This is a genomic window from Paenibacillus sp. URB8-2, assembly GCF_013393385.1.
GTDB lineage: Bacteria > Bacillota > Bacilli > Paenibacillales > Paenibacillaceae > Paenibacillus_AQ.
The window spans coordinates 3,005,690-3,024,329 of sequence record NZ_AP023239.1; the positions used below are offsets into that span (position 1 = coordinate 3,005,690).

Annotated in this window: 3 protein-coding genes; 1 reads left to right on the forward strand and 2 read right to left on the reverse strand. The window is 54.7% G+C overall.

From position 1 onward, the window contains the following. Positions 1-140 precede the first annotated feature (140 nt). Together PUR_RS13790 and PUR_RS13795 are read right to left on the reverse strand one after the other, a co-directional pair. Positions 141-7,928: a SpvB/TcaC N-terminal domain-containing protein gene (locus tag PUR_RS13790; RefSeq protein WP_179035737.1), complete on the reverse strand. Its 7,788-nt coding sequence runs from the start codon at positions 7,926-7,928 to the stop codon at positions 141-143. A gap of 77 nt (positions 7,929-8,005) precedes the next feature. Next, the gene (locus PUR_RS13795) at positions 8,006-16,384 is read right to left on the reverse strand and encodes a Tc toxin subunit A-related protein (protein ID WP_179035738.1); all 8,379 of its coding nucleotides are present in this window, start codon (positions 16,382-16,384) and stop codon (positions 8,006-8,008) included. Positions 16,385-16,552: 168 nt separating this feature from the next. Here PUR_RS13795 and PUR_RS13800 point away from each other — a divergent pair, with 168 nt between their 5' ends. Beyond that, the gene (locus PUR_RS13800) at positions 16,553-18,601 is read left to right on the forward strand and encodes a LuxR C-terminal-related transcriptional regulator (RefSeq protein WP_179035739.1); all 2,049 of its coding nucleotides are present in this window, start codon (positions 16,553-16,555) and stop codon (positions 18,599-18,601) included. Positions 18,602-18,640 lie beyond the last annotated feature (39 nt).

Sequence of the window (18,640 nt, forward strand, 5' to 3'; positions counted from 1 at the left end):
TTGGAACAACGGTCCGTTCGCGGAGCGTCCACACCAAGTGCTTACCTAAATCCTACTCAAAAAACGAGGGGTGTCCCAAGCAGCCATTTCATGGCTTTTGGGACACCCCCTATTTAACTCCTGCATCAATACCGGTCTTTTTATTCAAATATTTCCGCGAGCTTCCAGCCGATGGTCTGCGTGTGGGCTGGTTTGGACGGATCGCTCCACAGCTTGGAAGCCGTCTCGTCAATGGCGGACAATCCCTTGGAGAGATCCGCGCCAACCGCTTGCAATCCGTCATTGATCAACCCGCCCGCACCATAGCCTGCCGAGAATGCCATGCCGACAGGTCCGGCAAATCCGGCCAGGCCGGCCAGGGTATCGGCACTCTTCTGGAATCGTTCGCCGCCCGTTCTGGCTGTAGTGGCCGCGTAAGCGTCGCCGGCAACGAACGCCGCGCCGATTACGGGCATCACTTTGCCTGCTTTTGAAGCGACCTTTGCCAACGATTCGAGCGCCTCGGCTCCTTTTTTCAATACGTTTCCGGTCTTGGCTGCAAGTTCAGCCACGGGCTTTAATGCTTCCGCCCCTTTCTCTACGGCTGAACCCATTTTTGCGGCCAAGCCTTTGTTTTGCATCAATTTCTTATACATATCCGCAAATTTAGCCTCGAGCTCATGCAAACGGAAATGACCGGTGCCTTTAACTCCCGCCTGGCCGGTGGTCATAATCAATCCGCTCGCATCCAGCGCATCATGAGGCATTTCCGCCAAGCCTCCTCCAAAATGGTGAAGCTGTACGCCTTTCATCGAAATGCCCGCCTGCTCTGCCAGCTTGCCGAAGACCGTTCGAACCTTGGAATAGGTCTCCCGCGCGTAGTTTATCGCTGTCCCCTGCTGCCGGTTGGAGCCCATACCTTTCGTATTTTTCAAATGCTCCACTTTGTCTCGGAACAGCTGCATCATTTCGTTCGGAGCTTTTCCCTGGAACTCCTTGCCCAATACCTCGCTGACGGCCTTTCCCCATAAATCTCCCATCTTCTGATTCATGGGATCGCCCAGAAACCCGATGTTCACATTCGGGGGCTTCAGCTCGTTGGTTCCGTTCGGATCGATCAGCTTCACCGGATTGGAGGATACATACCGGTACAAATTGGTCCCGTCGATCAACAGCTTCGGGTCGCAGCTGATCCAGCGCGCCAGCCAAGGGGCATAATATCTTGAACCGTGGTAGTGCAGCCCGCTCTCTTCGTCCCGCTCTTTTCCGGTATACCGATAACGCTTCGGCGCCTCGTTCTGATTTCGGACTGATTGAAAGGACGTGCTTCCGTAGGGCGTAAACTCTTCATAGGATATGATCTTTCCTAAGTGGTCCAGCTCCAGATGGGCAGAGCCGAGATGATTCCCGATTTGGTAACGGATAAGCCGGTCGGGCAGATCCTCCACGCCTTCCGTGCGCGTTTCGACCAAGGCCATTCGCTGTTTGCCATCCATAATATTCAGGGATTCCCGCTCAAATTCGATTGCGCTCCCGTCTCCCGCGTATTCGCGGTAGATTTCAAAAGGACCCAAATAGAAGCGCTCCTTCCACCGGGTAGGCTGCGCCCCGGAAGCGGCATACCGTTCCGTCACTTTCCGCACCCGCTGACCGCCGGCATCGTACGTATACCACGTGATTTCCGGCGTCGCACCGCTATCTTCCGATACCGCCTGCCTTGATGTCGCCCGAAGCTGATCCAGCTCGTTCCAGCGCATGACGGGCAAATGGTGCATGGAGGTCATATTTCCGCGCATACCTGCCGAGCCTTCGTACTTGAATAGGTCCGCTGCGGTGCCCAGAGCCGTGCTGCTCAGCCGATTGCTTACTTTGTCTTCCTGCAGGAGACTCTGCTCCTGATAGCTAAAGTTCCGGGTCCATCCCGGGTGCGCCGGATCACTGCCGCGATGCTGCATGGTGAGCAGATTGCCGACAGCATCGTATACATATCGTTCAATATAGGTTCCCATTGCATTTCCATCGGAAGGATGGGCATGCCGGGAATGGAATTCGCTCAAGGCATCCGGAGCGGTCGGGCCAGCAGGCGAGCCTCCAATCTGCCCCAGATGTTCTCTCCCCGCCGCTTCAACCAACCGGTTTAAAGCGTCATACGTGTAACGGGATGTCGGGTCCACCCTCCGGTTAAGGAAAAAAAGGGCTTGCTGTGCATCGTCCCGTATGGACATGATATTGTCTGCAGGATCATAGGTGTAGTGCAGATGCTGCAGTTCACAACCCGGCCAATCCGGCCGGGGCGGCTGCGGAGAGTCCTCGGGAAAAACAAGCTTATCCCGAATCGTACGCATCCGGATGAGACGAAACGTGAACGGATCATATTCGAGCAGGGACTGTACCCCATTACCGTAGGAGATACAGGTACGCTGACCTTTTGCATTGTAGTCAATGTTGGCTACAAAAGGAGTCCAGATACGTTCCCCATCCTGTTCTTCCCCGCGTAAATTGGCTTCAACCGCGTTTAACAGATTGGCTTCGTTATAAGAGGGGCGTATGATGCTGGAATCGGGCGCCGTAATCTGGACCGCCCGGTTCAGCGCGTCGTATCGGGTACGAGTCTCATAGCTTTCCGCTTCCAGCAAGACATCCGAAGCCCAGTTCAGCGTCGTTTTATATTCGGCGGCAAGCTCCCGCCTGCTGCGGAGCAGATTCCCTTTAAAATCGTACTCGTCGCTTCGGAGGATTCCGGCTTGATCATACGACAGAACCTTTTTTCCTCGCTGACTGGAGCGTTCCGGTTCCGGCATGGACTCGCCATACAAGATGCGGCCTGTCAAGACCAAGGGGGTTTCGCCAACACTATGATAAGTTTCGATCGGGCGGCCCAGCGCATCGTAAACGGTCCGGCTTCGTACGCCGCCGCTGCTCCAGGTGCGGATCGGTCTCCGTCCGACATCATGCAGCATCCGCCGTTCTCCGGCCTCCATACTTGATTCAGATATCGTGGTCCCCAACATGTCGTAAACGCTACGCATCACGGTTCGTCCCGCGGCATCGATCACTTGACGGATATTCCCTTCAATATCGTATGCCGTGCGGCTTTCGAAAAACTCCTCGTCCGGCGGTGCATCTGGAGGCGAATCGCTTCGTTTGCACCGGTTATGCTCAACAGTAAGGAATGCGCGCCCCAAGGAATCAAAATAACGCGCCCCCGGCGTATTCGCATGCACGCTTGCTTTGACAGCTGCTTCCTGTTCATCGGGTCCAAGAAGCCCTTCGGCCCGCAGGTTATACCAGATGGGCAGGTACTGTGTCTCCGGCAATCGGCTGAAGAAATCGCCGGCATCCGAATCATTCGCTGGATCAATCAGCAGCGTATCACTTCCATCCCACGAGGTCTGCTTCCACGGACCGTAGACTTCCTTCTTCCACGTTCTGTCCGGATACAGTACGGCTGCGATACGGCCCGCCGGGTCATAGAAATTCACGGGACTTACCCCGATTTGAACATCGTAATCGAAGCTGTGGGTGTCCGTGAAGAAGGGCTCGAATTGCCGCACGGGCTTTCCTTTATTGTTATACACCGTCCACCCGGAACCCACCCAGCGGGGAAACACTTCTTCCGTACTCAGCACAGGCTGGCCGCCTGCCGTCAGGATTCGTCCCGTCGCCGGATCTCTTAAGGGGACCTGACCGGTCTCCGCCTGAATTTTCTTTTGGATCTCACGGCCAAAGCCATCGGAATAGACAAAGCTGTAATGCAGGCCTGTTTGCTCCCCCACACCCAAATCGGAATCATGGGTCACCCGTGACAGGGTGTAAACGACCGGCGGCTCCGGAACGGATTGATCCTTGGTCCGCATATACGCGAACCAATCATAGATGATGCGGCTTGTTGCTCCCTGGAGCACGGCATGAGGATCTTCAAGAGGCGACTTCAACTGCAAGAGTGCCTCTGCTTGCGATAAATCCGCCGCGAAGCCTTCGAGGGTATCCCCCTGCCTCGGCTGATCTTCCGGCTTACCCATAACGGCAGAACCTGTGACCTTTCCGAGCGCATCATATACGACAGCCGAGCAGTTGCGGTTCGGGTCCATGACCAGCGCTGGCTTCAGCACGCGGTAATCGTGACCGGACGGTACCGGCTCCATGGCCGGGTCCGCGTGCCTTATCCCAACGGTCATGCGGCTGCCGAGCGCATCGCAGGTTTCCGTGACCAGCAAATCGTAGCGGTCATAGCGAATGATTGTCTCCGCGCTCCGCCCCTCCCGGTGGAGGGGGTCCCTAAAGCACTGAGGAAGGAAGAAATGCTCAGCTGCATAGACCAGTTCCGCCGCCGGAACATCGGATGGCCGGGGTGAATAATACACTTGCTCAGACGGTATCCAGAAGCCCGACTCTCCCTCCAGCCGGACATAGCACCCCTCGTCCAGAAGCATAGATTCCCCGACCCGCCCTCCATAAGCGGCTTCCAGCAATCCGGGGGTGAAAACGAGCCGATAGATGCCGTACGGCAGCGCCAAGGATTGCAGCTGCCCGGCAGGCAGCGGACCTGTCAAGTCGTCACGGCGATATAGCGTCTTCACGTGCTCGATCAGGCGTAAGGTATACTGATCAGGTGAAGAGCCGCCGTCCTCCTCATAGTCGATCGGGACGCCGCCGGCCCATGCCGACTCCAGATCGGCAAGTTGAAACCGGGACTGTCCGCTCCGAAGCTGCAATCCGCTCAACTCGTAACTGTGCGTTTCACACAGGAGCGGCGCCCGATAATCATCTCCCCTGGCGACAGGAAAGGTGTACAGGTTTTCGGTTAGTACCACCGTCATCTTGCCCTGCTCGATTTGGTGCGAAGGCGCAAGCTCCGGGTCAGGCTGCCTGCGTCCATAGCTAACAACGGCGAGCTTCGTTTCGTTGCCGTAGTCATCGGTTTCCATGACGATGGAATGAAGCGTTCGCGGATCTTGCGGATTTCGCTCATAGTGGAAGCTGATTTGTTCCCGGGAATGCGAAACAAAAATCGCAGATTGCTCCCCCTGCCGGGCTTGTAACAGCTTAACCGTATAATTATGTTCCGTCACGGTAAAAGGATGGCCCTCCTTTTCGGTGCCGTCCAGAGCATACACTTCCTGCCTAAGCAACGATCCCTTGAGCGCGCGGCAAGCCTCGCGCTCCTCCTCCGCCGTTAATCCAACCGGCAATACGGAAGCTTCCAGAAGAAGCTGCCCCGCCCCCGTCTCCGTCATATCCGGTTCACGGTAATACTCGTGTTCAGCGAAATAGGCGCTCAGGCGGTAACGGTCCAGATAGGCGCCGGTATGATACCAGGAACGGGTCAGGACGGGAGGAACATGGGAGTCATGCGACTCATTTGCCCCTGCCGGAAAGAAATCCGTTCTGCCTTCTGAACTTCCGTAGGCTTCCGAGTCCCACTGCTCCACCAGCCCGAAGCCCCGGAATTCCCGCTCCTCTCCGTCAAAATAACCATGGCGGTACGCATACCTTGTGGCAAAACGGTTGCCGCTGATCCGGTCAAATGTCTCGACTTTTTCAACGACATGTACAGGAAAGGGCAGCTTCGTCACCCATGGCTTGCCTTTCCGCTGATCGGCAAGATAAAACTTCGTGGACGAAGCGTAATGTATCCGCGTTTCGGCCCCGAGATTGTTCGCTGTCCGAACGAGCAGCTGCGGCTTTTGTCCTCCGGTCAGGTCGATATAACAAAGGGGCCTGCCTGTAGAACCCGGCAAAACGGAGGACCACACCAGGCAGGAGGTACCATTGCCAAGCAGGTCGATAACCGAAACGGAAGCATGGCTGTGCACCGAAGGAAGCCCGGTAATGGTTCTTGGCCCACTCCACCCGTTGCCGGACTGATTGTAATAGACGTGAATATCGTTCTGGCCCAGGTACAGGATATCGGTTAATCCAGAACCGTCGATATCCGCGAGACGAAGACGATCCGGACGGAAAGCGTCCGGGTGATCAAACCATGGAGAATCGGCCATGGTAATTTTCTTGCCAAAACGCCCGTAGCCCAGATTGGGCCAATAGCAGACCTCGCCGTTTCGGATGCGCACAAGATCGGCGAGACCGTCTCCGCTCATATCCGTGAGAAAGACGGATGTCGTTCCGTCCGCAGTTACCAGACGGGGATCGCTGTCTTGATCTGAATCGGGATAGACCTGCTTGGCTGCGCCAAAGCCTTTCTTGGCAAGGGAAGGAGACCAGGTGAATACGTCTTCGCCCATCACAAGCAGGTCGGCATGCCCATCGCCGTCCAAATCGATGAAATACAGGTTCGGGTCGTCCCAGCGGATGTTGGGCAACTGGAGAAAAGGCTGGAACCGGCTCCACTCCCCCGGCTCTGCACGTTCGTGGTAGCCGGGAGTCGGCCCGGAGAAGGAAACGGCTTCCAGGCGGCCGTTGCCATCCAGATCCAGCAGTTGAACCCGGCCGCCGGCAAGCTCTCCAAAGGCAGGCTTTGAGGCCACTTTCTGCAGAGGGCCGAACCGTCCTTCCCCCTCATTCGGTTTGTAAAACCAGCCGCCCGCTTGCTCGGTTAAAATGCCGGATACGCCTTCGCCCTCCAAATCCATCCACTGATACGAACCGCTTATTCCGGCAGGGAGATTCTCCAGGCTGCTCTCCGGCAGCTCCCGCACTTCGTTTTGAATGGCGGCTTTGCTGTAATCCAGCTCGACCGGAGGCAGAGGTTTGCACAGATACGTATAACTTCCGGGGGGTGCTTCCGGATCTCCCGTTCCTTCCTTGCGAATATACCCGGATTGAGTTACCGCGCACAGGATGGAGCCGAACCGGGTGCTTCCCGGATGCGAAAGCTCTTCTTCCGGTAAAAGGGACGGACCTATTGCGGATGCTGACAGGTCATTGTATTCGAAGGTTGTCGAACGGACCAGGCAAGGCTCGGGTCCGAGCTCATCGAAGCGGTGAAACATCAGGATCCGGCGGCATCTCCGGTACGTGCGGATCTCAAATCCCGCCCGGTAGGAGGAGGTCACATCCGGTCTGACGGACCATGCCCTAACCGGCGCTGAGGAAGCTGTCACCATACGCTCTTCCCCAAGCCCGTGAGATACCGGCCCAATCCCCTCAACATGGTCTTCGTCATAATCGATGACAACCTCGAACAACCAATCCGCTTGGGATAAATCCGGCTCGATAAGCCGTGAAGTCCGGTTTCCATACATCACGCGCTTCAGGTACCTGGCGGGTCCTCGCTCCCGGTTCCGCTCGCTGACCAACGTAATATCCACATTCCGGTCGTCTTCTTCCACATACTCGTACACTATCGCATTGCCCTTGGAATCATAACTTTCGCTGATGAGCCAGGAGTAAATACGGTATTCATGTCCAGGCTCGGCGATTTGGCTGGCCGATGTCTTTCCGTAAATCGTCGTAATGTTGTCGCGGTTGATCGTCCGCCAATGCATCCGGCCGTTGGATATACGGGTCCACTGTTCGATCCGGGTGAACAGTCCCTCCGTCCGCGGCCGGTAATACCGGATGCGATAATCGCCGCTTATATCGGCCGCGCCTTCGGGCGGCTCCTTTAGCGGAACAAGATCCTCTGCGCCGGAGAGCAGAAATACATCCGAGTCTTCCGCATCGTTATATTGGGGCAAGCCTTTATCTGTCTTGCGTGAAATGGAAGGCAAATTGAGCTGCCAGCCGAGCCCAAAAATGCCGTTTCCCGAACCGGAGCTGTAAGAAAGCGTAAGGTCCGGATCAAACCCGGCTCTTCCGGGGCTGGTGTAGACCGGGATGCTGAAAGAAGCTGTTCCGGTCGCAGGCTGCACGGTAAACTTTTCGCCGATCCCCCGCATGGCTCCTCCGCCCTTAGGCATGGAGATGGCAGGGACCTGTATGCTCCCTTCAAATGGCTTCGGGCCGGAAGAAGAGGGCTTGCTCCCCGGTGTGTTTGACATTCCCGACATTCAATCTCTCCTCTCCTGTGAAACATGCGAAGCGGTCCATCATAGGGCCGCCCCGCATGTCTTGTACTGCTGCAAAGTTATTTGGCGTTGTAGTGAATGACAAGCCACAAATCTTCAATCATCTTGCTGTTCAGCCGTTCATGGGTCACGCTGCCATCAGTTACCTTGACCCGATAAGTCTCTGCCAGCCCGGCAATGTCCTCTTCGGACGCCGCAATGATCCACTGGCCAAGACCGGAAGCCGTTCCTTCCACCCGGCCGTGCGGGACGCCGCCGAACGCCGGATCGCTTAACAACTCGGTTGACTGCATATCGGTCCGGTTCGGCGCATACACCCCGAGCCGCAGCGGACGGCCTTCTCCGTAGACTCTCGCATCATCCTTCCACTTCACGAACAGTTCCACGTCCGAGATCTCGACCGTCTTCCCTCTTTGCCGGTAAGGAAGAACCTGATCAGCGAGGCGGATCTCGAAGCGCTGCCCATCCTGCGCTTCCGCCGGGTGCAAGAAGCGATGCCATTCCGCCGGGAACTGGGTCCGACCGGACAACAGCAGCACGCGATTATTCTGCATCGCAGCCTCGACAACCTCATTCATCACGGCCGTCTTCAGCCCCTCTCCGCCTTCTCTCGCCGTGTACCTGAGATGAAGGACCACATCGGCAATCGTTTCGGTATCAAAGCTGTTGCATGCCTTCGGCAGGGCCAGCTTCCAGCGGCTGACCGCGCCGGCTCCTTCAAACGGGAGGTACCGCTCATCCCGAAGATTCGTTTCAAACAAGCCGCTGTCATTCTGAGCGCTGCTTGTTGTAATGGCTTGATTGATCCCGTATTGATCAAGAAAACGCCCATCCTCGGTCGACTGGCGTCCATATTTCCCGCCGATCAGCTGAGCGCTCTTGCGGATGGAGCTCTGAAGCAGGGTCAACGTACAGTTGACGCTGGTGTAAGGACCGGTCACGCAAGGAATGGAAATGCCGACCGACTTGATTCTTCTCATGTAATGACCCGGATAATCCATATCGAGAAGTCGTTCCGGGAGCTCGAGATAACATTCGCCGGTCTCCTTGAGCTGAACCAAAGCGATTGGATCAAGCAGGGCAACCGAAATGTGCTTCGTTAACTCATATTCGCGCTTGTTCAGCTCCAGGTAGGCCAGGCTGAGCCGCTTCAAATCGCCCATCAGCCGTTCGCCCGTCAGGAGACCTTTTTTCATGCTGTCCCAGTGACCGAATTTGATATACGTTTTATCCGTTCCGAGTTCAAATTGGAAGGCCCGTTCCGCGCGTTTGGCCGTATCGTAGGCGAATTGATAGCTCTGGAAAAACAATGCGGAGGTCTGGGCAACCATCCAGTCATACAGCTCCGAATTGGTAAATTTGCTCTGCATCGCCTTATGGACTTCCATCGTATTGCGCGCTTGAAGCTCTTGGTTTTTCAGCTCCTTTTCCGTAATGGACAACCGGATTTCCGCGGCAACGATCTGTTTTTCCAGCTGTGCAAGCTCCATTCTGGCCATGAGTGCCTGATGCTTCCATTCCATATTTCGGCGCTCATATCCGGCAATGGTTCCGCTGCGTCCGGCTTTATAGTTATCCTGATTGGATAAGTGATTGAGGTAACGGGCGAAAGCTTGCAGACCGGTAGAAAAGTTAACTCCTCCTAGCTGCGCCGTAAGGACAGGACTCGCGACGCCGGACATACCGATCGTGACGTTCGGAATTTGGGAAGCGAGCTGTGCGGCGATTTCATAATGCATGATTTGCTCGGACCGCTTATTGGCCTCCTCCAGCTTCAGCAATTGTTCATCTTCCAGTTGGATGGTGTAGGGCTGTTCCTTATAATACAGCTCTCTCTCTCTCACCATCTCCTGTTGTCGGTACAGCGCTTCGAGCGACTCCCGGCTCTCCGCCGCCTGCTTCCGCTTGATATCGATCACCGCCTGATGCAAGGAAACCTCATGGCTGGAGCGGAGAATCGACAGCTTCTCGGAGTCCCGCTTCTCCAGGGCGCCCAGCAGCGCGGAGCCAAAAGCCTTCACTTCCCCGCAAAGCTCTTCCGCTTTGTGCGCCATGGTTTGGTACCGGTACTCAGGAAGCTTGGCGTTCACTTCATGGATGACGCTGCCGGCGTCCAGCCCGGCCGATGCCGCCCGGGTCAATAATCCCGGGTCCACAGGCGACTGGAACAAGGACATTTGTCTGACCGTTCCGTCAATGCTCATGCTGTTGCGGATTTTATAGAGCCTGTCGGCAACGGTGTCCCAATAGCCCAGCAATTTATCGTTCGGCGGAATACTGAAATACAAGGCACTTCCGAGCGACAGCAGCCCGGCGTCCAATCTATTCCCGCCAAATGTGAAAGAAGCGCTTGGCATCCAATTCTCCAGTTGAACAAGAGCATTGGAGAACGAATCCAGTTCAGGCTGCAGGTCCAAATAGGATTTGCTTTCTATACGGGAACGATCGCTTCCGGAACGCGGGCGTTCACCGAGCAGTTCTCCGGCAAGGAGGTACAGCTGCGTCGCTTCATTTATCGCTTCAATCGTGTCTTGACGGAACAACTGGTCAGCCCAAGCGATCAGGTTATCCAGATATTTCATAACCACAAGCTTCTGGTAAGAAGAAATCCGGATGCGGGCAATCAGATGCGGGTTGAACGGATTGCTCTTCCAAGCGGCAATCAGCTTCTCGAACTCCAGCTTCCGGTTCAACGTCTCCGGGTCCGTCCCCTGATAGTGGAGAAGCATCATATACTCCCGCAGGGTAGTTGCCGCGTCATTTTGCCGGAACGGCAGCAGCTTCCAGTATCCTTTGGTCTCCGGCGAAGAATCCGTCGGGTCAAAGATATAGTGGAACCACCGCTGGGCTTCTTCAAATTGCTGATTTTTGCTGAGCCGGTCGGCCAGAAGCAGAGGCGTGTGAAAAAAGATTTCCCAGTTGTATACGGAGTATGGTCCATATACGGAAAAATCCACATTTTCCTTTGGATACGGACGGCTGATGCACCCGGTATTGCCATACACGTCCGTTTCGGTCAACGGTTGATACTCCGCTTCAAAGAACTCCTCCTCCATGCTCTGGGTTTGAGCGCTGAGCAGGCCGTCAATCCCCACATTGTTCAGCTTCTCCACAAAGGCAGTTACGTAAGGATGAAATGCCGTATGGTACAAAAGATAGCTGCCCCCGTAGGGCGAAGTCAGCGAGAGTCCGAACCCGCCTGCCATTAGCCTGTTATATTCGAGCAAGGACGTTTTGTACGGCGTTGACGTCACGAACAACACCCGCTTCGCATCCTGATAAAAGAAGGGACGGCTGCCATCAAACCACAGGTTGTTTTGAGGGAAGACGATTTTAAAGCTGTCGCTGTGATATACGGTATCCTCTCTTCTGTAGCCGCCGTTATTGTTATCAATGGGGATGACGACACGGCCCGAGCCTTCGTTAAAAGGGCTGATGGCATTGTTGTATACATCCGTGGCATCCGGGAGAGGGTAACGTTTGCCCAACAAGCCGGAATATACCGGATACACATTTACTCGGCCATCCGGGTTGTTCAGCTTAAAATAGAACAGCCTTGAATACAGGGAATACCCGTTATAGTGGATGATGGCTTCGATAAACAAGCGGTTCTCCTCGTCAATATAGGAGTGAAAAGCGATATTTTCCTTATTGTACTGCTGCGTCATATCCAGATTGGCATTCGTCACCGTCTTGGGGGACCAGCTTCCGAAACGGTATTCGCTCCAGGCCAGCCCGACCTGCAGGAACTTTTTCGGCTTCTCCCCCGATGGATTTAGCACATCCGGCGTTTTGGCCTGTTCCTTGAAGATCGGCCAGAAGAGGTAGAGCCGGCTTTTGTACAAAACCGGAATAAGATGTTCCCCTTCAATGTCCGTTTCGACCTTCTCCCAGGCGGTCCATGACAAGCTGTTCTCAAACCTGCGGTAGTAGTAAATATGCGGACTGTTCTGCGTTCGTCCGAACACATGAAGAATATCCGTGAATATTCCGTTTCCGTGATCCTCATATTGATGGTACATGGCAGCGATATCGAGCCGGGACACCTGATCCAGCTTCTCCATGTAATTCATAAAGGAGGCTTCCGCCCGCTCGAGCTTTGCTTCGTTGTCCATGAACTCTTTTTGCAGCTCGGTGAAAAATGGAGACTTATTATCGCGCAGCTCCGGCTCCAGCCAGTTCTCCGGATACAGGAATATCTTCCGGTTGGCTTCCCAAATCCGGTAGTTCCGGATTTTCTTCCAGTCTTCCGCAGCCTCGTGCGACAAGTGAACCTCCGGCTCCAGATTCATCAGGCAGCGCTGCACAAACAACTGAACCGATGAAATGGCCTGCTTGATCCGGGACGTTTCCTGCATGGCGCCCATTTCGACGTCGATCAGAAAGTAAGCGAACAAATCCTCGGTCCGTTTGGTGTAATAAAAATCATGCTTGAGATATGCGGTCAGCGCCGAGCGCTGCTGTTCACGCAAGCGGTTTTTCAGCGATTTGGCGACGGACAGCCATTGCTGCTCGTCGTATTTGGCTTTCAATACCCGCCGGATGCTCAGGGTCTCGTGGCTGCTTATGCTGGAAACCGTCCATCGCTTCGCTTCGACAGGAGAAACATTGAGTCTTTCCATCAAAGATAAACCTTCGGCAAGTCTGAGGAGCCACCGCTCATCCCGGTAATCCTGCGGGTATTTAAGGTGAAGCAGATGCAGCCCCGCCCACGCCTTGATGTCGTCCGTCTTCCAACCCGTTAGCTCCGCCAATCCGGAAAACAGCTCATCCGGCACTTCCGGTTCCGATGAACGGCTGTCTACCAGCTCAAACAGCTTCGTCCAGGCGCTGCTGCCGGAAGCATAACGGTCCCGCCATTCAATGAGCTGCTTGATTCTGGCGATTGTACCGGCGTCCAGGAACAGTAAAACGGTCGGCTCTGCCGGTATGGCATCCCAATCCGGCCATCCAGGGCTGCCGGACTTGGCAATGAAGAAATTCACCTCTTCATCCTGAAGTCCGAGCTTTTGGACCAGGGAAGCGGCTTTCGCCAGCTTCATGACCGACTGGAACAGCCCGAAGAATGCTTCTTTGGTCAAAGGCTCCGCACTGCTGATGAATGCCGGGTCAACGAAGGCTACCAGCAGCGGGATCTCGGGAGCCAAGGGGACCGTCAGGCAAGCCGTCGTCAGCTTAAGGATGAGCCCTGCATTCAACTGCGTAAATTCGCTGAGCCGTCTGATTACCGCCGATTGACTTAACCCTTCCACACTCTCGGGGGAATCGGTTTCTCCCGCAATTTCGCTCAGTTCGCTGCGAATGGCCGTCAGCAGTTCCAAAATCTCCGGCTCGGAAGGCGCTGCTTCCACTCCCTCATGACGGAGGATGTACAACAGCTCTCCGGCGGAAAAGCCCGCATCGGCAACATGCCGGCTCAAACGAACAAACCTGGCCGTGTTTTGAACGCTGTAGGCTCCACCGGTGAAAGGAGTCACGGGAATAAGTTTGAGCCAGCCCGTGTAATCGGCGATGGAGAGTCCCAAGGCCTTGGCCAGCTCGGTATGTGCGTACAGCAGCGACAAATTGCCTAGCGTCAGCCGGTCATCCGGCAAAACCAGATCCGCGAGCGAACGAAGCTCATCGCCTGACAAGTGAAAGGCGGCAAGCAGCGTCGACTGGTGATCCTCCAGGTAGCCGGTCGTATCGGCCAATTCATCCCGTTCCGGCTCCCGCAGCAGGAAAGCTTGATCCACCGGCTGCGCCACCGTTTTGTTCAGAAATAAACGCTCATACAGGCTTGCGGATTGCCCTTGACCCGAAATGGTTTCGATGCTTCCCCACCAATAGACCAACTGCTGCGCAGGAACCTGCAGTTCGTCCGCCAGACGGAATACTTCAGACAGCCGGATAATAAAGTTCTCATTCAATAATTGTCCGCCAAGCGCGGACAGCATATGGTCCAGGTGGCTGATCGACCAGTGCTTCAGCTTACGGAGCAGCCGGACGAACCGGTGAATGCGTTCGAGCGAACCTTCAGACATATTCACCACAACTGCCGACTCAATCGAACAAGCGGACGCGCCCATACTAAGGCTCAGCTCGCCGGCAGGGTTGATTAAGGATGTGGTCAGCAACTCTTCCAGTTCTGCAAAGGACACCCCTGTTCGTTCCAATAACAGAGAGGCCCTGCTCATCGCCTGAACCCACGTTTCAAGCCCGACGTTGCTCTCCGCAAAACCATACATGTAATGGAGTGGCTTGCCCTCGGGACGAAGCCCGGTGATGATGCTGCATTCCGAAGGATAAAGCTTCAGCGTTTCAACCGCGATAGCCAGCTCCGTGCCGGGGATTTCCGCGGATGCGTTCAAGGGCCGGAAGGCTTCCATTAGCTTCACGCGGGGCACATTCATTTGCTCCAAATAGACGCGGGACTCTTCATGCCACAGGGAAAACGGCAGGCTGAACGGATATACCTTCTGAGAAAGCCGATTATAAGCGCCTGCATTCACGTACTGCGGCTGGGCGCCGAGCTCTTCGCTGGTACCGGTTGTCTGGGCCGCTGGAACTGCCGTTTCCGGTGATACGGCATTCTCCAGCAGCTCATTGACCAAATCAATATAGGGCAGCGTGATATTGGTATTCTCGCAGGACAGTTCCAGCTGCCCGATATCGGGACGGCGATCAAGCAGCGTTTGAAGGGCTGTGCCCCCTGCCGATGGCGTCTTGGACAGCATTTGAAGCAGATCGACCAGATAGGCTGCCGGGCTGTATACGGTACGGCAATGCTCGCAATCGCACCATTCCAGTTCTCCGAACATCTCGCTCCAATCCGGAAGCGATGCGGTCAAAGCCTTGGCTTCAGCCGAATTGGCTGTGGTGGCGCTAAATTGCACAGACCGGGCCGCTTCCTGGATCTGCCCAAATACAGCCAGAGCCGTCGAGGTTACGGATACGGCTTTGTTGTAAATCTCCCCGGCGGCACCCTCTCCCCCAACCTTATCCGCATAGCCGGATATAAACGACTCTCGGCTATGCCGGGCAATCCCAAGCGAAGAGTGGATTCCATCCTCCAAGAGCGCCTTCATCGGTTCATAGGAGGGTGATAGGCGGAAAATGCGCTGCATGCTTTTCAGCCGGTTGGTCAGTCGGCTGTCCGCCTCTGGTCCGCTCCGGTCCGTTATCCCCCGCTGCTGCTCTCCACTCCACGCGTGCTTCATGAACTTATCCACAGACGATGTCTTCAAATCAAAATCCGTGTGGATCTGCATGAATTCCAGCACTTCATCCCGCAGCTCAAAGTTGTCATCGGCCCTTAGCTGCCGCACAACGGCCAGCGTCGGGAACACTTGATCCAGGACCTTTACGATTTGGCCTACCGTTTCTGCCGCTGCGGGCTTAAACAGGGCAATTTGCTCCGGATCAGCCACTTCAATTTCTTCCCGATCGAGCAGCGTTTCCCAGACTTCCCCGCTCCATAAGGCGAGCTCGCGCAGATCCGCCGGATGGTTTGGATTCCCTCCATCGAGCTTGCTCAAAATGGCATTCACCAGAGGCAAATCCCCCTGAGTCAAGGCTTTCAGCTGCAGGACCAGCCGGATTCTGTCCGCATGACCTGACAACTCGGAATCCTCCTTCAGCAAGGACCATAACGACACCGGGTCGCCCGTATGTCCGAGGACAAGCTCGGCGAGTCTTCTCTGCGCTGCCGTACCCAGAACGGCCGCCTTCAGGAATTCCTCCAGTCTGCCTTCATTGACTCCGGCCCTTAGCGTTTGGCCCGCTTCGGCGCCGGTTAACAGAAGCTCCGGCAGCTTCTCAAGAAACGCCGTAATCGCCTCCCTCGACATTGACGGGATCAATCCCTCATCTTCCGCCGATTCCAAAGCGGCGCGCAGCTTCTCTCCCGGGGTGGATAAGAGCCCCGATAGCTCCAAAGGAATCTCTTTCCGGGACAAGCCATAGAGCAGCGCGTCCGGCAGGCTAAGCTTCTTGGCCGCGGTCCATGCCCGCACATAATGCCGGATCGGTTCCGGGTCCACTTTGGTTTCTTTTGACAAATACAGAAGATCCTCTTCGCTCAAACTGCCCGGCTGAACGTTTTGCAGCGGTCCCGACAAGCTGGCCAAGAGCTGTTCATACTCCGACAGCCGCTCATCCTGTTTAAGATCGACGGTTAAATTGACGACTTCCTCCGGCCCCGCCTGGAAGCGCACCTGGGATTCCGCTGCGTGTCTTCCATCAGGCCCATCCAACCGGACCAAGAGATTGACATCGTTGCCGAGCAGCGCTGGGTAGGAGATTTCATAATGCCCCTCATCGTCCGTCCAACCTTCTCCGAGCTTGCTTTCGCTTCTGAATTTCCTGTTATAGGCGGTCACTTTGACAGTCTTAGCGGGTTTTCCGTTCGTCAGTTGGATGATGCCTTTAATGGTACATGCATTTTTGACAATCGCCATATGGGCTTGAAATCCTCCTTCGATAACGATGCTTCATTTTTTTGCCAGAGAAAAGATATCATAATTTTTAAATAAGAAATATTATCCTTTTGGATAATATACTTTCGAAGGAATTGGTTTTTTCTGCTATACTGGATATATAAGGAATTACAGGGTGGTGAGTGGGGATTGACCGTCGAACTAAGCGGCATTGAGGAAAGAGAACTGGAATTTGTTGTAGGCCGAAACACGGAATCAGGAACCTTTACACATCTTCTGCAGCTGGAATGTGACCAGTCAAGCCGAATCCTGCACGTGTATGGCACCGGAGGGATTGGCAAGAGCACTTATCTGCGGCTGTGCCGTTCATGGTCCAAGCAAATGGATGCCCATTTCGTCCTGATCGACAGCAATGATTTCATACATACGGAATATGGGCTTATCGAAGCGATATTCAGACATCTTTCACTGGTTTCAACGTCCGCACATTCGGCGCCCGTTCATCTGGACGGACTGATGAATCTCATTCATGGTTTAACTTTGAAGCACAGGCTTGTCCTTGCCTTTGACACCTTTGAGGAAATGCCGGAGCTGGAATCCTGGCTGCGGGATATCTTTTTTCCAAAGCTCTCGAAGAGAACACTTCTATTATTTGCCGGAAGGCTTCCGCTCAAGGGAAGATGGATTGTATCCCCGGCCTTGCGGGAGCGCATTTGCCAACTTGAACTGAATTATTTAAACCCGGCGGATTGCAGCGAATATTTACAGAGATGCGGCATCCATAATCCGGAACTTGTGGCCGAGCTCTCGAACCGTACCAAAGGACACCCTCTCTCCCTTTCTCTGGCCGCAGCCGCTTACTCTCCCTCAAGTCCGGCCTTTGGAAGCGATTATTTTGACGATGTCATAGAGCTGTGGCTGCGGGAGGTTCCAGACCCCGAATTAAGAAAACTGCTGAATGCCGCTTCGCTTCTGCATATTTTCCATCATGAGCTCCTGTCATTTATCATGGATGAAGAGGTATCCTCCAAAGCGTTTAACCGGCTGATCTCCCTCTCCTTTGTCCGCAAGTCTGAGCGAGGCTGGCAGCTTCACGATTTATTGCGCGAGTACATTCGTTTGCGGCTGCAAAACCGGACTCCCGGCTTGTTTAAACGGCTCAAGCAGCGCGCAGCCCAGTATTATGCCAATTCGCTGTTAGCCGCGCCGTATACGGAAAAAGATTGGGAAGTCGCTGAATTGTTCCGGTATACCGGCATTGAGGTGGCAAGGGCGCTTATGTCCGGACAAGAGCAACAGCGGGCCTATTATTGGGAAACGGTTACACCGTCTACTCTTGCGGACGCCGCCGCTTTTGCGAACTGGAGGGAAAATCATATTGAGCCAATCAGCGGGGTTGGTGTCGATCCCGAAACGGGAACCTCTTATGCCATTGAATACAGCGCCGACGAAATTCGCAAGCATATCAAACCGGTGGACTTAACTGAGGTCTTTGCCCTCGACCCGTCTTCGATCAAGCTTTTGCGCAATGAGTGTGGCCGAGCGGCCGCTCTATTCGTCGTTATCCCGATCCACTCGGGCACACTTTTATGGCTGGAAAGCGACCCGTTGTGTTCACCGTATCTAGCCTCCCTGTCCCTTGAAGAAAAAGACAAACTGAGAACGCTACCCGACCGGCCAGCAGGATGGTTTATGCGCTGCACGTATTACTCCGATCTGCTTAACCCAGCGATTCGGACGGCAGGCATTTATTTGATTTATTCCTATATGTTCCGGGGAGGAATTCTCGTAAGTTCGCCTTATGATAGCGAAATTAGCAGGAAGGTGTACCTAGGCTTCGGCTTCCATACGGTTAAAGGAGCCACCCACTTGAATTATGACGGAGTCACTCCGACACACACTTACGCCGTAGATACAAGGGGCGGGAAGCTTCAGGATTTCCTTGAGAGGTTATTTTACCGCGCGGGTCTGGAGTGGCAGGGGAATGATTATAAGAAGGCGGCGGCTCCAGCCGAACCCGCCCAAGCGGAAGTTACGGAATCGGCCGTGGACGGTGATCCGCTGTTGACCAAACGGGAGAAGGAAGTCGTAAGGCTGGTCCTCGCCGGATGCTCCAATTCGGAGGTGGCGAAAAGTCTCTTTATTTCGGAAATCACCGTAAAAAAACATCTCAACTCAATCTACTCCAAGCTTGGAATTACAAAGAGAATTCAGCTTGCCCAGAAGTTCCCTTCCTGAGTTAAATTTACATCTTTATATCCAAAGAGCTGCCGGTTG